The sequence below is a fragment of the Mesorhizobium sp. IMUNJ 23033 genome (assembly GCF_044778005.1).
GTDB lineage: Bacteria > Pseudomonadota > Alphaproteobacteria > Rhizobiales > Rhizobiaceae > Mesorhizobium > Mesorhizobium amorphae_A.
In genome coordinates this window covers 92,030-105,743 of the sequence record NZ_JBJACT010000019.1, presented here as the reverse complement: position 1 = coordinate 105,743, position 13,714 = coordinate 92,030, and the positions used below count along the sequence as shown (strand labels likewise).

Annotated in this window: 20 protein-coding genes; 10 read left to right on the top strand and 10 right to left on the bottom strand. The window is 63.2% G+C overall.

Annotation, left to right across the window (positions count from 1 at the left end; all coding sequences use genetic code 11):
- Positions 1 to 54: 54 nt before the first annotated feature.
- Positions 55 to 888: a hypothetical protein gene (locus ACFX5Q_RS20440; RefSeq protein ID WP_404280936.1), complete on the bottom strand. Its 834-nt coding sequence runs from the start codon at positions 886 to 888 to the stop codon at positions 55 to 57.
- Positions 889 to 999: 111 nt separating this feature from the next.
- Here ACFX5Q_RS20440 and ACFX5Q_RS20435 point away from each other — a divergent pair, with 111 nt between their 5' ends.
- Entirely contained in the window at positions 1,000 to 1,953 is a 954-nt protein-coding gene (locus ACFX5Q_RS20435) for a LysR substrate-binding domain-containing protein (RefSeq protein ID WP_404280933.1), read from the top strand.
- Between the two features lie 362 nt (positions 1,954 to 2,315).
- Here ACFX5Q_RS20435 and ACFX5Q_RS20430 read toward each other — a convergent pair whose 3' ends face one another.
- The gene (locus ACFX5Q_RS20430; RefSeq protein ID WP_404280931.1) at positions 2,316 to 2,483 is read right to left on the bottom strand and encodes a hypothetical protein; all 168 of its coding nucleotides are present in this window, start codon (positions 2,481 to 2,483) and stop codon (positions 2,316 to 2,318) included.
- Between the two features lie 135 nt (positions 2,484 to 2,618).
- Here ACFX5Q_RS20430 and ACFX5Q_RS20425 point away from each other — a divergent pair, with 135 nt between their 5' ends.
- The 6 genes from ACFX5Q_RS20425 (at position 2,619) to ACFX5Q_RS20400 (ending at position 6,497) form a co-directional block, all read left to right on the top strand.
- On the top strand, positions 2,619 to 2,786 hold the full coding sequence (locus ACFX5Q_RS20425) for a hypothetical protein (RefSeq protein WP_404280929.1): 168 nt from the start codon (positions 2,619 to 2,621) through the stop codon (positions 2,784 to 2,786).
- An 84-nt stretch (positions 2,787 to 2,870) separates the two neighbouring features.
- Complete coding sequence (locus ACFX5Q_RS20420) at positions 2,871 to 4,949, top strand: ATP-dependent helicase (protein ID WP_404280927.1); 2,079 nt, start codon at positions 2,871 to 2,873, stop codon at positions 4,947 to 4,949.
- A 72-nt stretch (positions 4,950 to 5,021) separates the two neighbouring features.
- On the top strand, positions 5,022 to 5,312 hold the full coding sequence (locus tag ACFX5Q_RS20415) for a hypothetical protein (RefSeq protein WP_404280925.1): 291 nt from the start codon (positions 5,022 to 5,024) through the stop codon (positions 5,310 to 5,312).
- A 144-nt stretch (positions 5,313 to 5,456) separates the two neighbouring features.
- The gene (locus ACFX5Q_RS20410; protein ID WP_006201571.1) at positions 5,457 to 5,759 is read left to right on the top strand and encodes a hypothetical protein; all 303 of its coding nucleotides are present in this window, start codon (positions 5,457 to 5,459) and stop codon (positions 5,757 to 5,759) included.
- A 78-nt stretch (positions 5,760 to 5,837) separates the two neighbouring features.
- Positions 5,838 to 6,023: a hypothetical protein gene (locus ACFX5Q_RS20405; RefSeq protein ID WP_404280923.1), complete on the top strand. Its 186-nt coding sequence runs from the start codon at positions 5,838 to 5,840 to the stop codon at positions 6,021 to 6,023.
- A gap of 171 nt (positions 6,024 to 6,194) precedes the next feature.
- On the top strand, positions 6,195 to 6,497 hold the full coding sequence (locus ACFX5Q_RS20400; RefSeq protein WP_404280921.1) for a DUF982 domain-containing protein: 303 nt from the start codon (positions 6,195 to 6,197) through the stop codon (positions 6,495 to 6,497).
- A 74-nt stretch (positions 6,498 to 6,571) separates the two neighbouring features.
- Here ACFX5Q_RS20400 and ACFX5Q_RS20395 read toward each other — a convergent pair whose 3' ends face one another.
- From ACFX5Q_RS20395 to ACFX5Q_RS20385, 3 genes are all read right to left on the bottom strand, one after another.
- Complete coding sequence (locus tag ACFX5Q_RS20395) at positions 6,572 to 7,360, bottom strand: GGDEF domain-containing protein (protein WP_404280918.1); 789 nt, start codon at positions 7,358 to 7,360, stop codon at positions 6,572 to 6,574.
- 218 nt (positions 7,361 to 7,578) lie between these two features.
- Positions 7,579 to 8,172 (bottom strand): hypothetical protein, encoded by a 594-nt coding sequence (locus ACFX5Q_RS20390; RefSeq protein WP_404280916.1) that lies wholly within the window; start codon positions 8,170 to 8,172, stop codon positions 7,579 to 7,581.
- 227 nt (positions 8,173 to 8,399) lie between these two features.
- The gene (locus ACFX5Q_RS20385) at positions 8,400 to 8,912 is read right to left on the bottom strand and encodes a DinB family protein (protein ID WP_404280913.1); all 513 of its coding nucleotides are present in this window, start codon (positions 8,910 to 8,912) and stop codon (positions 8,400 to 8,402) included.
- Between the two features lie 116 nt (positions 8,913 to 9,028).
- Here ACFX5Q_RS20385 and ACFX5Q_RS20380 point away from each other — a divergent pair, with 116 nt between their 5' ends.
- Together ACFX5Q_RS20380 and bluB are read left to right on the top strand one after the other, a co-directional pair.
- The gene (locus ACFX5Q_RS20380) at positions 9,029 to 9,718 is read left to right on the top strand and encodes a glutathione S-transferase family protein (RefSeq protein ID WP_404280911.1); all 690 of its coding nucleotides are present in this window, start codon (positions 9,029 to 9,031) and stop codon (positions 9,716 to 9,718) included.
- Between the two features lie 133 nt (positions 9,719 to 9,851).
- Complete coding sequence (gene bluB, locus ACFX5Q_RS20375; RefSeq protein WP_404280909.1) at positions 9,852 to 10,487, top strand: 5,6-dimethylbenzimidazole synthase; 636 nt, start codon at positions 9,852 to 9,854, stop codon at positions 10,485 to 10,487.
- A gap of 6 nt (positions 10,488 to 10,493) precedes the next feature.
- Here the strand turns inward: bluB and ACFX5Q_RS20370 are convergent, their stop codons facing one another.
- Complete coding sequence (locus ACFX5Q_RS20370) at positions 10,494 to 10,694, bottom strand: hypothetical protein (RefSeq protein ID WP_404280907.1); 201 nt, start codon at positions 10,692 to 10,694, stop codon at positions 10,494 to 10,496.
- 178 nt (positions 10,695 to 10,872) lie between these two features.
- On the opposite strand from ACFX5Q_RS20370, the gene ndk reads away from it, so the two are divergent.
- The gene (gene ndk, locus ACFX5Q_RS20365; RefSeq protein WP_404280905.1) at positions 10,873 to 11,295 is read left to right on the top strand and encodes a nucleoside-diphosphate kinase; all 423 of its coding nucleotides are present in this window, start codon (positions 10,873 to 10,875) and stop codon (positions 11,293 to 11,295) included.
- 168 nt (positions 11,296 to 11,463) lie between these two features.
- Here ndk and ACFX5Q_RS20360 read toward each other — a convergent pair whose 3' ends face one another.
- The 4 genes from ACFX5Q_RS20360 to pgsA all read right to left on the bottom strand — a co-directional run bounded on the left by ACFX5Q_RS20360 (position 11,464) and on the right by pgsA (position 13,648).
- The gene (locus ACFX5Q_RS20360) at positions 11,464 to 12,228 is read right to left on the bottom strand and encodes a YbaY family lipoprotein (protein ID WP_404280902.1); all 765 of its coding nucleotides are present in this window, start codon (positions 12,226 to 12,228) and stop codon (positions 11,464 to 11,466) included.
- A gap of 76 nt (positions 12,229 to 12,304) precedes the next feature.
- Complete coding sequence (locus ACFX5Q_RS20355; protein ID WP_404280899.1) at positions 12,305 to 12,787, bottom strand: molybdenum cofactor biosynthesis protein MoaE; 483 nt, start codon at positions 12,785 to 12,787, stop codon at positions 12,305 to 12,307.
- 5 nt (positions 12,788 to 12,792) lie between these two features.
- Positions 12,793 to 13,050, bottom strand: a complete 258-nt coding sequence (gene moaD / locus ACFX5Q_RS20350) for a molybdopterin converting factor subunit 1 (protein ID WP_404280897.1) — start codon at positions 13,048 to 13,050, stop codon at positions 12,793 to 12,795.
- 1 nt (position 13,051) lies between these two features.
- Positions 13,052 to 13,648, bottom strand: coding sequence for a CDP-diacylglycerol--glycerol-3-phosphate 3-phosphatidyltransferase (pgsA, locus tag ACFX5Q_RS20345; protein WP_006201585.1), 597 nt, complete (start codon positions 13,646 to 13,648; stop codon positions 13,052 to 13,054).
- Positions 13,649 to 13,714 lie beyond the last annotated feature (66 nt).

Genomic DNA, 13,714 nt, shown 5'->3' with positions numbered 1-13,714 from the left:
TGTTCCGAAATCGAAGGTCAGTTCAGCAAAAACCGGTTCCCGCCCATGGCCTGCTTACCATGATTCCCTTGCGCCGCCCGGCACAGCCGCGTCGAGCGGCTGCGGCACCGGGCGTTTCTCCTCGTGGCGGCGGTAGGCCGGCAACTGGTTGGTCCACACATCCTCGGCCAGTTCGTTGACCCATTCGCGGTCGTGATCGTTGTCGGCAGCGAGGTAGAACATGCGGTTGTCGTCGACATAGGGTTTTGCAACCGAGCGCTGGTTGAGCACCAGCGTGACGCGCTCGCCGAGCTGGATCGGTGCTGTGCGGTGGAGCACGCCGAGGAACTGACCGAGCGTGGCGTAGTTCATCTTGTGGTCGATGCGCATGACGCGGTTGCGCGGGATCTCGCGGCCGGATTCGAGGATGGCGCGGCCGGTCTCTGAATCGTCGCAATAGATTTCGAGATGGCCGCCGACCAGCGGATCGCTGATCGATAGCGGGATCAGCTCGGTGACCGGAACGCCGTCGCAATGCCAGTCGACGGCGCCATCCCTGGGATTCATGAAGGTGACGGTCGAGCCGACGATCGACAGCGGATAGGGTTCCAGCTTGGTGCCCATCATGTCGGAAAGCCGCTCCAGGCGCAGCTTGTCGTGCAGCAACTCCTTGATTTCGGGAATGAAACGGTCGGCCCCGGTGATGAAGGTGAGGTCGAGGTGCTTGTGCACGGCGTGGCTGGCCTTGAGCTTGAGCGCAGCCTCCTCGATCGCAGCAAGCAGCGCCGGGTCATAGCCGTGACGATACTGCGCGACGCCGAAACTAGACACTTTCCAGGCCGTCTCGTGGCCGATGATGGCTTCACGGCTCATCGCATAGCGCAATTCCGGGATGGTATGTGCGTTCATTGTACTTCTCCAGGATCGGGGACAACACTTGAACGACAGTCGATTAAATTAGCACCCCCTGTAAAATTAGGAATGCTGGTGCTACCCTAAGCCCAGCTTAAGGTCGAAACCGTGCGTCTGCTCAGTCAGGTCAACCTCAATTCGCTGAAAATCGTGGAGAGTGCCGCGAGGCACAGGAATTTCACGCGCGCCGGCGAAGAGCAGTTCATCACCGCCTCCGCGGTCAGCCAGCGCGTCAAGAGCCTCGAGGACCAGCTGCGCTTCAAGATATTCCAGCGCGGCGGCAATGCCGTCTCGTTGACGCCTGAGGGCGAGACCTATGTGTCGCGCGTGCGCGAAGCGCTGGAGCGGATCGTGGCGGCAAGCATGGAGGCGACCGGACAGTCGCAGGCGCATGTGCTGAAGATTTCGGTACTGCCGACCTTCGCGGCGCGCTGGCTGTTCCCGCGCCTGCCGGCGTTCCAGCAGCAATATCCCGATATCGAGATGCGGGTCTCGACCTCCTATGCCACGCATGAATTCGCGACGTCGGAGTTCGACCTCGAAATCCGCTATGGCGACGGCCACTTCCCCGACCTGAAGGCGGATCTTCTGTTCAAGGAAGATCTGACGCCGGTATGCAGCCGCAAGCTGTTCCACGAAATTCTCGGTGACAAGTCCTTGTCCAAGGTGACGCCGGAGGATCTGCGCTATTTCACGCTGCTGCATTCCGACACCTGCACCCAGAACTGGCAGTCATGGCTGGGCTTTGCCGGCGCCAGCTTCGTGCTCGGCGAGGCCAAAAGCATCTATTTCGATTCCTGCATGATGTCCTACGAGGCGGCCAATGCGGGCATGGGCTTCGCCGTGGCCAACCGCGCCTATATGGCGAGCGACATCCGCGCCGAGCGGCTGGTGGCGCCGTTCGCGGTCCACCATCCCAACACCGCCGGCTGGTATTTCGTCAGCCCGGATACGACGCTGGCAGCGCGCAAGGTGGTGCTGTTCAAGCAATGGGTGATGGCCGAGGCAGCGCTGACGCAACGCCAGCTGGACATCGAGATGAGCGGCGAACGCCAGCAGTGAAGGGCGGCCCACCAGAACCGCCGAACGAACATCAAAGCCAATACATCAATTAGATTGCCTCTTGGCGCATGTTCAAGTTTGCAACTTGCATAGTCCAAGGCAACAATTGAATCTCGAGACGTTTCCCCGAGCAAGCCACCTACGCGATGCACGTTTGCAACAGCCCGACGGCTGTACGCATTCGTACAATGACGCAACGGCAAGACTCAGCTATGTTTCCTTGTGCGGCGGGCCTGATTTCCCCGCTTGGCCGGCGCTTTCAGCTTCCTCCCAAGCAGCGCCGGCCTTCTTTTGCGGCCAGCGTGATTTCCCGCCCGATGTCCTGGTCGGGGCAAACGCCCTTTCCCTGAGAGGCTTCGTCGCTATTGCGCCGGTGGCGTGCCAGCCTGATCACCGCCAGTCGCCGACTTGGGTACCGCATTCTTGTCGACCTGCGGATTCTGGTCGACGGGCGCTTTGGTCGGCGGGATGTTGTTGTCGCAGGCAGCGAGCGCGAGCCCCAAGGCCAGCAGCATCGGAAGCTTCTTCATGACAACCTCCTCTCGTTCGCCCCTTTGATCAGGTGCAAACGATGCGGTGCCGGTTTGGTTGCACGGCAAGCCGGCCGCAGGAGGGCGGAACCAAATGCTCTCTCTCCGGTTGGTCCGCCGAAGGAGTATTTGATCATGATCCGTCTGCTGATTGTTGGCCTGTTCGCCTATGCGACCTATCGCGTCACCAAGAAGGTCATCGACGACGTGCCGGATGATTTCGATCCGTTACCGGTGCCGAGCGACGAGCGCCCTGCGCTGCGGCGCCAGTCGGCCGCGATGGGTGTGGAGCCGAGGCGATAGATTGCGAAGTCGACGGCGGCACCTCGTGGGGGAGATCGACAGCTTCGACGTTGCGAACAAAGCGGAAACGATGCTTGATGGGCGATGAACCTTGCTGCCCGTGATTCGATCTTCCAGCCTGCCTATCTCGCCAAGCTGAACGACCAGCAGCGCCAGGCGGTCGAGCATGGCGACGGCATGGTTGCCGCGCCGCTGCTGGTGATCGCGGGCGCCGGGTCCGGCAAGACCAACACGCTAGCCCATCGCGTCGCGCATCTGATCGTCAAAGGCGCCGACCCGCGCCGCATCCTGCTGATGACGTTTTCGCGCCGCGCCGCCGCGGAGATGGCGAAGCGCGTCGAGCGCATCGCCGGCGAGGTGCTGGGGCGCGACGCCTCGGTCATCACGGACGCACTGACCTGGGCCGGCACCTTCCATGGCATAGGCGCGCGGCTGTTGCGCGACTATGCGCTGGAGATCGGCCTCGATCCGGCCTTCACCATCCATGACCGCGAGGATTCCGCCGACCTGATGAACCTCGCCCGCCACGAGCTTGGGCTCTCGAAGACGGAAAGCCGCTTTCCGACCAAGGGCACGTGCCTGGCGATCTATTCGCGCGCCGTCAATGCGCAGGCGCCGCTCGGTGAGGTGCTGGGTTCGGCGTTTCCCTGGTGCGCCGGCTGGGCAGAACAGCTGAAGACGCTGTTTTCCGCCTATGTCGAGGCCAAGCAGGCGCAGAACGTGCTCGATTACGACGACCTACTGCTCTACTGGGTGCAGATGGCCGCCGAGCCGGAGATCGCGGCGCATCTCGGCAGCCGCTTCGACCATGTGCTGGTCGACGAATATCAGGACACCAACCGTCTGCAGGCGTCGATCCTGACGGCGTTGAAGCCCGACGGCTCCGGGCTGACCGTGGTCGGCGACGACGCGCAGTCGATCTATTCCTTCCGCGCCGCCGAAGTGCGCAACATCCTCGATTTCCCAAAACAGTTCGCTCAGGCAGCCGCGATCGTCACGCTGGAGCGCAACTACCGCTCGACCGAGACCATTCTCGCCGCCGCCAATGCGGTCATCTCCGAGGCCTCGGAGCGGTTCACCAAGAACCTGTGGACCGAGCGCAAATCCTCGCAGAAGCCGAAACTGGTCAGCGTGCGCGACGAGGCCGAGCAGGCCAACTACGTCTGCCAGGCGATCCTGGCCGATCGCGAGGCCGGCACGGTGCTGAAATCGCAGGCGGTGCTGTTTCGCGCCTCGCATCACAGCGGGCCGCTGGAGATCGAGCTGACGCGCCGCAACATCCCCTTCGTCAAGTTCGGCGGGCTGAAATTCCTCGACGCCGCCCATGTCAAGGACATGCTGGCGATGTTACGCTTTGCCGAGAACCCGCGCGACCGCGTCGCCGGTTTTCGCGTGCTGCAGCTCCTGCCCGGCATCGGCCCCTCGGCCGCATCGCAAATCGTCGAGACCATGGCGACGTCGCTCGACGAGGCGATGGGGCTTGCCCGCTACCGGCCGCCGCAGCGCGCGGCGGAAGACTGGCCCGCCTTCATCGCGCTCTATTCCGGCTTGCGGACGGGCGCGAAATGGCCTGCCGATCTCGAACAGGTCCGGCTCTGGTATGAGCCGCACCTGGAGCGCATCCATGAGGACGCGACGACGCGGCGGGCCGACCTTCTGCAGCTCGAGCAGATCGCATCCGGATACGCCTCGCGCGAGCGCTTCCTCACCGAGCTGACGCTCGATCCGCCGGATGCGACCAGCGACCAGGCCGGGCCGCCGCATCGCGACGAGGATTATCTCATCCTGTCGACCATTCATTCGGCCAAGGGCCAGGAGTGGAAAAACGTCTTCGTGCTCAATTCCGTCGACGGCTGCATTCCGGCCGATCTCGGCGTCGGCACCAAGGAGGACATCGAGGAGGAGCGCCGCCTGCTCTACGTGGCGATGACGCGGGCCAGGGACAGCCTGCATCTGGTCATGCCGCAGCGCTTCTTCGTCCACGGCCAGGCGGCGCGCGGCGACCGCCACGTCTATGCCTCGCGCACGCGCTTCATCCCGGCCTCGATCCTTTCCACCTTCGAACAGACGGCGTGGGCGAGCGTCCAGGCCAAGGACGATCCGCGCCGCCAGCCGCAGGTGCGCGTCGACCTCGGCGCGCGCATGCGCGGCATGTGGAAATAGGCCGCAACTCCCACTTTGCCGGCAACCAAAGACCGCGCCTTGCGTTGATCCGCGTTCAGGCGGAGCACGACAATGGAACCCGTAGTGGCGGCGGCAATGATCCTGCTTTCATGCAGCCCGGACATGGTTTTCTGTCACCCGGCTCAGACACAGCCCGTCGTCTATCCAGGCATTGCCGCGTGCACCGCCGCCCTGCCCGGCAGGCTGGAAGGCACCGGCATGGTCGGGCAATGCCGGCCGATCGACGGAACGATACTGATGCCCGGGCAGAGGGTTGCCACGGTTCGCGTCACGCGAGGGACCGGCCCCGATGCCGTTTCCACCGACTACCTGGTCCTCCACGCCCCCGACGAGACGGACTGATCCGACCTCGGGCGTCGCGACAAACAGCGCCTCGATCAATGCCCTTTCTTGACATGCGTCAGGGATTTTAGCGGTTGATCGCGATGGAACCATCGGCCGCCTGATGGATTTCGGTTAGCAAAGCCCAATGCAAAGGAGGCCGAGATGAGAAAGCTGATCCTCGCGACCATGCTCGCCATGGCCACGCTGGCGCCGACGGCGGTTCCAGTGCAGGCGGCAAGTGTGACGATCACCACCGATGACGGCTGGGGCCGCGATCGTGACAGTTACCAATGGCGTCGCCATCATCACCGCCAGTTCGCCATGCGCGACAACGACGACAGGCGCTACTGGCGCCATCATCGCCACCACCGCGACTGCGGCGTCAGGGTGCATAAGCGCTGGCATCACAACCGCCTGGTCATCAAGAGGGTCTGGAGCTGTGGCTTGCACAGAGGCTGGGACTGAGACCGGTTGCTCGCGCCGTGAGCTCGGCGCGTAGCGGACGCTGAGAGCTGCATTGCCATCCGCCTAGTGAGGCAGGGAATGCGTTTCGTACCATCCGCCATGAGTTGGCGGCAGAGATTGGGGCAACTCGCCGGGAGGCTGTTCGTCAATGTCGTTGCCGCCCTTATCGCCGGCATCGCCATCCTGTTTCTGGTGCTGTCAGCGCATTTTGAGGCGCCGACATTCGCTCCGGGCCAGATCACGACGGCCGCGTCCGTCCCGTAGGCCCAGGACTATCCCACTCACCCTGTAGCGCAACGCCTCGACCAGCGCCCTACTGCCCCGAAAAAAGCCCCTCACCATGGAACCTCATGCCACCCTCCGCGTTCTCTGGCGTTCGACCCCAACCGGAAGAGCGACGACCGCCGCCTTTTTCGCCCAACCCGAGAGGCCAGAATGCACGACAGGATGTTCTTCACCCCGGTCGCCGTCACCGTTGGCGCCGGTCACAAGCGCATGATCGCGTCGCTGTTCGACATGCACGAATTCCTGACCGAATTCCCGCCGTCGCGGCGCCGCCTGAGCTATGGCGCGGCGGTGAAGGCCTGCGAAGCGGCACGTGCCGGCGATGTCTCCGCCGAGGCGGCGCGCGATGCGCTGATCAGCTTCGCGGTGACCGCTGGCGTGCTCTGGCCTGCCGCCCAGCCCGCCGTCTCGGTCAAGCCGGTCGCGCGTGGTTTTGGCGGCTACGCCGCTTGATCGTGAATAGTGAATGGTGGAATAGCTGATGGCGTGCAGGCGGATAGCTGCTCAGCACTTACTATTCACTAGTTTCAGTGGACGGTCGCGGCGTCGCCGACCGCTGGGCCGCGCAGCCCGGTCGTTTCGAAGCTGACCTGGTCGCGGCCGTTCGACTTGGCCTTGTAGAGGTGCTCGTCGGCCACCCGGAACATGTCGGCATAGGTGGTCGGGCCGCTGAAGGCGATGCCGCCTATGCTTACGGAAAGCGGGCAAGGCCGCCCACCCGGGGCAAATTCCACCTCGCGGATCCGCCGCCTTATGCCCTCGGCGACCAGCCAGGACTGCGAGGAGTCGGCGCCGGGAAGAAAGACCGCGAATTCCTCGCCGCCAATGCGACCGACGATGTCGGCGCCGCGCAGTTGGTCCTGGATCGTCTTGGCGATCAGCTTCAGCGCCTGATCGCCGCAATCGTGTCCGAGGCGATCGTTGATGGTCTTGAAGTGATCGGCGTCGACGATCAGGAACGCACCGGCATTGACGACCGCATGGCTGCGGGCCTGATCGAGATAGGCTTCGACGAGCATCGAAAACGCGCCGCGGTTGAACACCGCCGTCAGGCTGTCGGTGGCCGCGACGATGCTCAGCTCCCTCTGGGCGATGGCCAGCTGGCGCATCTTGTACATCAGGAAGAAGAAAAACGAACCGGCCAGCACCAGCGGCAGAAACAGGTCGGTCAATTGCGCGTGCCACAGCGCCTCGGGCGACAGATGGGGGAAATTGAAGGAATCGACGAAGAACGCAGCGCCAATGCAGATCGCCGTGCCGACCACCGTCACCACTATGACCCTGCCCCAGCTTGTCGGGGACAAATCGATGCGCATGCCATTGCTCCCGCTACGTCAGATCATCCTGAAGTGGGAAGGCAAATGAAATCCTAAGATCGGAGTTGCAATCCGAACATGGTTAAGCTTTTCCCCGCAAAGACACTAATGTTCGACACGCTAATATTTATTGGCCGCACCAGCGCAAAAAAGGCCCCGCCACTTGAGTGGCGGGCCTTCAGACTGCCGGATGTTGTCGTCAACGCGTGGCAGGCGCGCTACCGGCGCGAGATCAGCAGGCACAGCTGCCGCAGCTCGCGGTCATAGGTGCCTTCGCTGCTGAGCACATCGACGCAGCGCTTCTTCAAGCGCGTCAGCTGGCTGGTCGACATCTGGGCGACGACGCCGGGCAGACCCAGCGTGCCAGGATTTGCCGCAGTGCCGAGGATGCCGGGAATGCCAGGTGTTCCAACCCCGGTGCCGACACCGACATTGGCGCTCGTGCCGTCGAGCGTCGTTCCCAGCGCTCCATTGACCCCATTGCTGGTGCCCGGGGACGCATTGGTCCCTACGCCGTTGGTCCCGCCCAGGGACGCCGCAACCCCGGCACCGCCGCCACCAAGGGTGGCATCGGCATTGGCGGCACCCGAGCCGCCGATCGAAGCGTTGGCGCTGGTGCTGCTGCCGCCGAAGGAAGCATCCGCGTTGCCCCCATTGGCGCCGCCGACATTGCCGTTGGCTGAATTGCCGCCGATGGAAACGCCGCCAAGGCCACCAAGGCCAACCTCAGCCGCATTTGCGGGAGCGGCGAGAATAACGATAATCGCTCCACTTGCAAAAGTTCCAGCGATTTTTCGAACGATACTATGCATGACACTCTCCTTTGTTGCCATCCAGTTCCTGCATCGCAATTTCCTGGAACAAATCCGCTATATTGCTCATGCAGCAAGGGCTACGCTTGGAGATGCACTTCAGTTTCGCCGCTCTTTCTGTTTCAGTGAATCCTGGTTTTTGAATATTTCATTAATGCGCCAAAACAAATCATGCTTTATTCTAAAACTTTAGAAGTTCCTAATATGCTACATGCCCGATCCCAAAATCAGGCATAGGCGCGGCCTTCCTCGCTGCGCTGGAACAGCATCAGGTCGAGCGGCACGGAGGGTCGGCCGAGCACGGTCAGGATCATATGCGCCTGGCCGCGATGGTGGGTCTGATGGTTGAAGAAGTGGCTGAGCGCCGGCGCCAACCGCTGCGAGACGGTGCGCATGTCGGTAAGCGTCATGTAGGAGAAGCGGCCGGCGAGCGCCTTGTCGCTCATGCCGCCGACCCAGTCGATGATCCTCTTGTCTTCCGCTTCGCGTGCCAGGCTGAGGACAGACAAGGCGCGGTGGATGATCGTGTCGGTCCTCGAAGGTGCGTCGCCCTCGCCGGTGAAGCGCTTCATCCAGACACGGTCGGCGGCCAGCAGATGGTTGAGCGTGCCCGCCATCGAGCCGAAAAAGGCGCCGACATCCCTTTCGAATTCTTCGTCCACGAGATCGGCGGCGGCCTCGTAGATGCGTCCATTGGCCCATTGATTGTAGGCCGCAAACATCATGAAATGCTGTTTCATCTCTTTCACCGGCTCGCTTCGAATCCCGGCTCTACCTAGAGCAAAGGATGTTGTGATGGAAACGGAATGGCTCCATCAGTCATGCTTTTGCTCCAACCAGAGGAACGGCTCCGCCAATGACCATTGTGCTCTATGAACTTGTCGGGCGCGATGCCGCGCGCCCGTTCAGCCCGCATTGCTGGAAGATCGCGATGGCGCTCGCCCACAAGGGGCTGGACAGTTCCAGCGTGCCGACGCGCTTCCTCGAAGTGCCTGCCGTCGAGGGTGGTATTTCGAAGCTCGTTCCGGTGATCCGTGATGGCGAGAAGGTGATCGCTGATTCCTTCGCCATCGCGCTCTATCTCGACGAGACCTATCCGGAGCGGCCGACCTTGTTTTCCGGCGACGGCGGCAAGGCGATGGCGCGCTTCATCGAACGCTGGTCGCAGTTGACCATCCATCCCTACATCAACACCGTGGCGGTCATGGACCTGCACGCCATGCAGGACGAGCCGAATGCCGCCTATTTCCGCCAGAACCGCGAGCAGCGCTTCGGCAAGCGGCTGGAAGAGGTGGTGGCTGGCCGCGACGCCGGACTAAACGCCTTCCGCGCCTCGCTGGAGCCATTGCGCTCGATGCTCGGCTACCAGCCTTTCATTGGCGGCGCCTCGCCACTTTTTGCCGACTACATCGTCTTCGGCGCGCTGCAATGGGCACGCATCGCCTCGCCCTACCGGTTGCTTGAGCATAGCGACATCGTGGCGCAATGGTTCGAACGCTGCCTCGATCTCAATGGCGGCCTCGGCCGCACGGTGGCGGCGGCGTAACCGCCAACCGCTTCCGAAATGCGACAAAGCGGGCGCGCTTGCGTCGCTTTGCACGCCTCATCGCTGCCTTGATCGAGGCCAAGAAGCAGCGGCCGGTGAATCCGGGCGACCACAACGAAGGCAATATAGCGGCATGACCTCAGGTCCGGATTTCTCCGACGACTTTCGCACCGGGCTGGAAACGCTGCTGCGCTGGCGCCGCGACGTCAGGCGCTTCAAGCCGACGCCGTTGGCCGACGGCACGCTGGAGCGGCTTCTGGAACTTGCCAGCATCGCGCCGTCCGTCGGGCTCAGCCAGCCCTGGCGCTTCGTCGTCGTCGAAAGTCCGGAGCGGCGCAACGCCGTGAAACGCTGCTTCGAGCGCTGCAACGCCGAGGCGCTGGCATGCTTCTCGGGCGAGCGCGCGGCGCTCTACGCGCGCCTGAAGCTGTCCGGACTCGCCGAGGCGCCCTGCCAGTTCGCGGTCTTCGCAGACCGCACAACGGGGCAAGGCCACGGCCTGGGCCGCCTGACCATGCCGGCGACGATTGACTATTCGGTGGTGATGGCGGTGCACACGCTGTGGCTGGCGGCGCGCGCGGAAGGCATCGGCGTCGGGTGGGTCTCGATCCTCGATCCGGCCGAGATGACCGAGATCCTGGACACGCCGCCCGAATGGACGCTGATCGGCTATTTCTGCGTCGGCTATCCGAGCGAGGAGCACGACATACCGACGCTGCAGCGCGAGGGCTGGGAGCAGCGGCGGCCGCCGGTGGTGATCAGGCGGTAGCGCCGGCTACCTCGCTTCATCCTCTTGCACCAGCCTGACACAGATTGGATCGCCCTCCTCCATGCGCGCGCATTGCCATTCCGGGCCAAAGCCGAAATCCTGCTTCAGCTGGGGCAGGAACAGCAGGGTCAGGGTGATGACGGTGAAAAGGACGGCCACGAAGAGGATGCCGGTGATGTCGCCGCGTTTGAGGTAAGGCCAGTTCATCGCCTTCGGCTCCGCTGCCGCGATGCTCCAGGACTTGGCGCCTGGGCCTGTGCAGCCGTCTAATTATCCCGCAAACCTCCGGCCTTGGCCAGAAGCCGCCTCCCCTTGGCAAGGACCGAAGCGGCTTGTATAGAGCCCGCCACTCCAATTCCCATTCTCAAAAAGCAAGGACGACCCAATGGCGATCGAACGCACCTTCTCCATGATCAAGCCCGACGCGACGCGGCGCAATCTCACCGGTGCCATCACCCAGATGCTTGAGGATGCCGGCCTGCGCGTCATTGCTTCGCGCCGGGTGTGGATGAGCCGCCGCGAAGCGGAAGGTTTTTACGCCGTGCACAAGGAACGTCCGTTCTTCGGCGAGCTGGTGGAGTTCATGTCCTCGGCGCCGACCATCGTCCAGGTGCTGGAAGGCGAAAACGCGATTGCCAAGAACCGCGAAGTGATGGGCGCCACCAACCCCGCCAACGCCGCCGAAGGCACCATCCGCAAGGTGCATGCGCTGTCGATCGGCGAGAATTCCGTGCACGGCTCGGACGCGCTGGAGACCGCCGCGCAGGAGATCAAGTACTGGTTCTCCGACACCGAGATCGTCGGCTGATCCGGCATCGCCAAATCTGATCAAAAGGCCGGCGCTTCGCCGGCCTTTTTTATCCGCCTCAGCTTCGGCCCCAAGATGGCGCGGTTCGAGGATCCAAGAAACGTCCCGTAGCGATCCTTCGCGCCCCCCTCTGTCCTGCGGCGTCAGAGGTCTGCCCTTGGTGAAACCTCAGCTCGCGGCGTTGAAGCGCAGGATGTCCTTGCCGTCCTTGTCGGTGATGGTGAGCTTGCCTGCATCGACATGGTAGGAGGCGGCCCTGGCCAGCGCCTCGAACAGCGCCTTCTCCTCGGCCATGACATCAGGCGCGCAGGCCTTGAAGGTCGAACCGATCTCGCTGATGGCGATCGTCGAACCGTCGACCTTCGCGGTGGCGAAATAGACGTTGCAGGGGCCGCTGCCGCCGGCCTTGCCGGCTTCGCTCACCCGGAACGTCGCCTGCGGCTCCGCAATCACGCCGATGCCGTCGATATATTCGACCAGCCAGCTCTGGCCGAGCAGGGCGCCGGCCGCCTTGTCGTCCGGCGCCACCATCTTCAGCATGATCGTCTGCGGCGCATCGCTCAGCGGGTCGACCTGATGGCGCGTATCGGAGATGAACATCAGCCTGTCGTCGACGGTAATGCGCGCCTGCAGCGCATAGGTCATGTTCGGGCGGATCACCTGGGGATCGAAGCTGATCTCGAACTTGATCGGCACCTGGCCAGCCGGCGCCACCTTGCGCTCGCCGATGATCGCCGCCGGCGCATCGGCCAGCGACACGTCGGCTAGCTGGACGGAGAGCACGGCATTGGGCGGCAGTGCGATGCGCTCGCGATACATCACCTCGCCCTTCAGGGTCTTTTCGGCGGCATTGGACATTTCCGGCACCGCCAGCATGCCGACGAGCAGCGGCACGAAACCGAAGATGAAGAATTCGGCGATCCTGTCCAGCATGACCTTGCTCCCCTAAACGCGCCAAACAGGCAAAGGCTGGAGCAGGATTGCGGTCAATGCATGGCTGCGACGAGCCTTATTCGCGCGGCGGTGCTTTCCAACGGCTGGTGGCCTTGTCGTCGGTTTCCTTGGCGTCGACCCACCCGCCCGCGGAGCCGTCGGCATGGTGCTCTTTCTTCCAGAAAGGCGCGCGAGACTTCAGATAATCCATCAAAAAGTTCGCGGCCTCGAATGCCGCGTGGCGATGCGCGGACGCCGTCACCACCAGAACGATGTTCTCGCCCGGCCGGACCTTACCGTGACGATGGATGACGGTGAGGCCGTGCAGCGGCCAGCGTTCGATCGCCTCGGCGGCGATGCGCGCGATCTCGGCCTCGGCCATGCCGGGATAATGTTCAAGCTCGAGTGCGGCGAGCCGGCCCTGCTCGTCGCGGCAGAGACCGGAGAACGTCACCACGGCGCCGATGTCGGCGCGGCCTTCGGTCAGCCTGGCGATCTCGGCAGCAACGTCGAAATCTTCGCGCTGGATGCGCACGACAGGCACCACCGCGCCGGACATGGTTTTCAGCCCCCGGTCATCGGCGGGAACAGCGCGATCTCGCGCGCGCCGGCGATCTTCTCGCGGTGCTCGACATGTTCCTGATTGATGGCGACGCGGATCACGTCCGGGTATTGCAGTGCGTGCTCATATTCCTCGCCGCGCGACTTCAGCCAGCGCAGCAGGTCGGCGACCGTGTCGATGCCGTCCGGCAACTCGACCTCCTCTTCCGGCTTGCCGATCCGCTCGCGCACCCAGGCGAAATAGATGAGCTTGGTTGCCACGTCACTCGTCCATGATGTGCTTCAGGCCGGCGCGGAAATAGTCATAGCCGGTGTAGAGCGTGACTAGGGCGGCGATCCACAGCAGCACCAGCCCGGTCTGCGTGGTCAGCGGGAAGATCTTGTCTCCGGCCGGGCCGGCAAGTAGGAAGGCGATGGCGACCATTTGGATGGTGGTCTTCCATTTGGCGAGCTGCGTTACCGGCACCGACACTTTCAGCGCGGCCAGATATTCGCGCAGTCCCGAGACCAGGATCTCGCGGCACAGGATGATGATCGCCGCCCATAGCGACCAGCCGGCGATGCCGGCATGGCGATCGGTGTCGGCGGCTAAAAGCAGCAGGCAGGTGGCGACCAGCAATTTGTCGGCGATCGGGTCGAGCATCTTGCCGATATTGGAGGTCTGCTTCCAGGCGCGTGCAAAATAGCCGTCGAAGTAATCGGTGATCGAAGCGAGCAGGAAAATGGCCAGAGCCAACCAGCGGGCGAAGTCGCTCGACTTCAGATGGCCCTCAAGGAAAAAACACAGCACGACCAGCGGCACCGCGAGGATGCGGGCATAGGTGAGCATGTTGGGCAGGTTGAACGCGCGCTGGGCCATATTTTTGGGACTCTTTCTGCCTGCGTACTCAAATCAGAAGCGAATGTGGGGGGTCAACAGAACAAT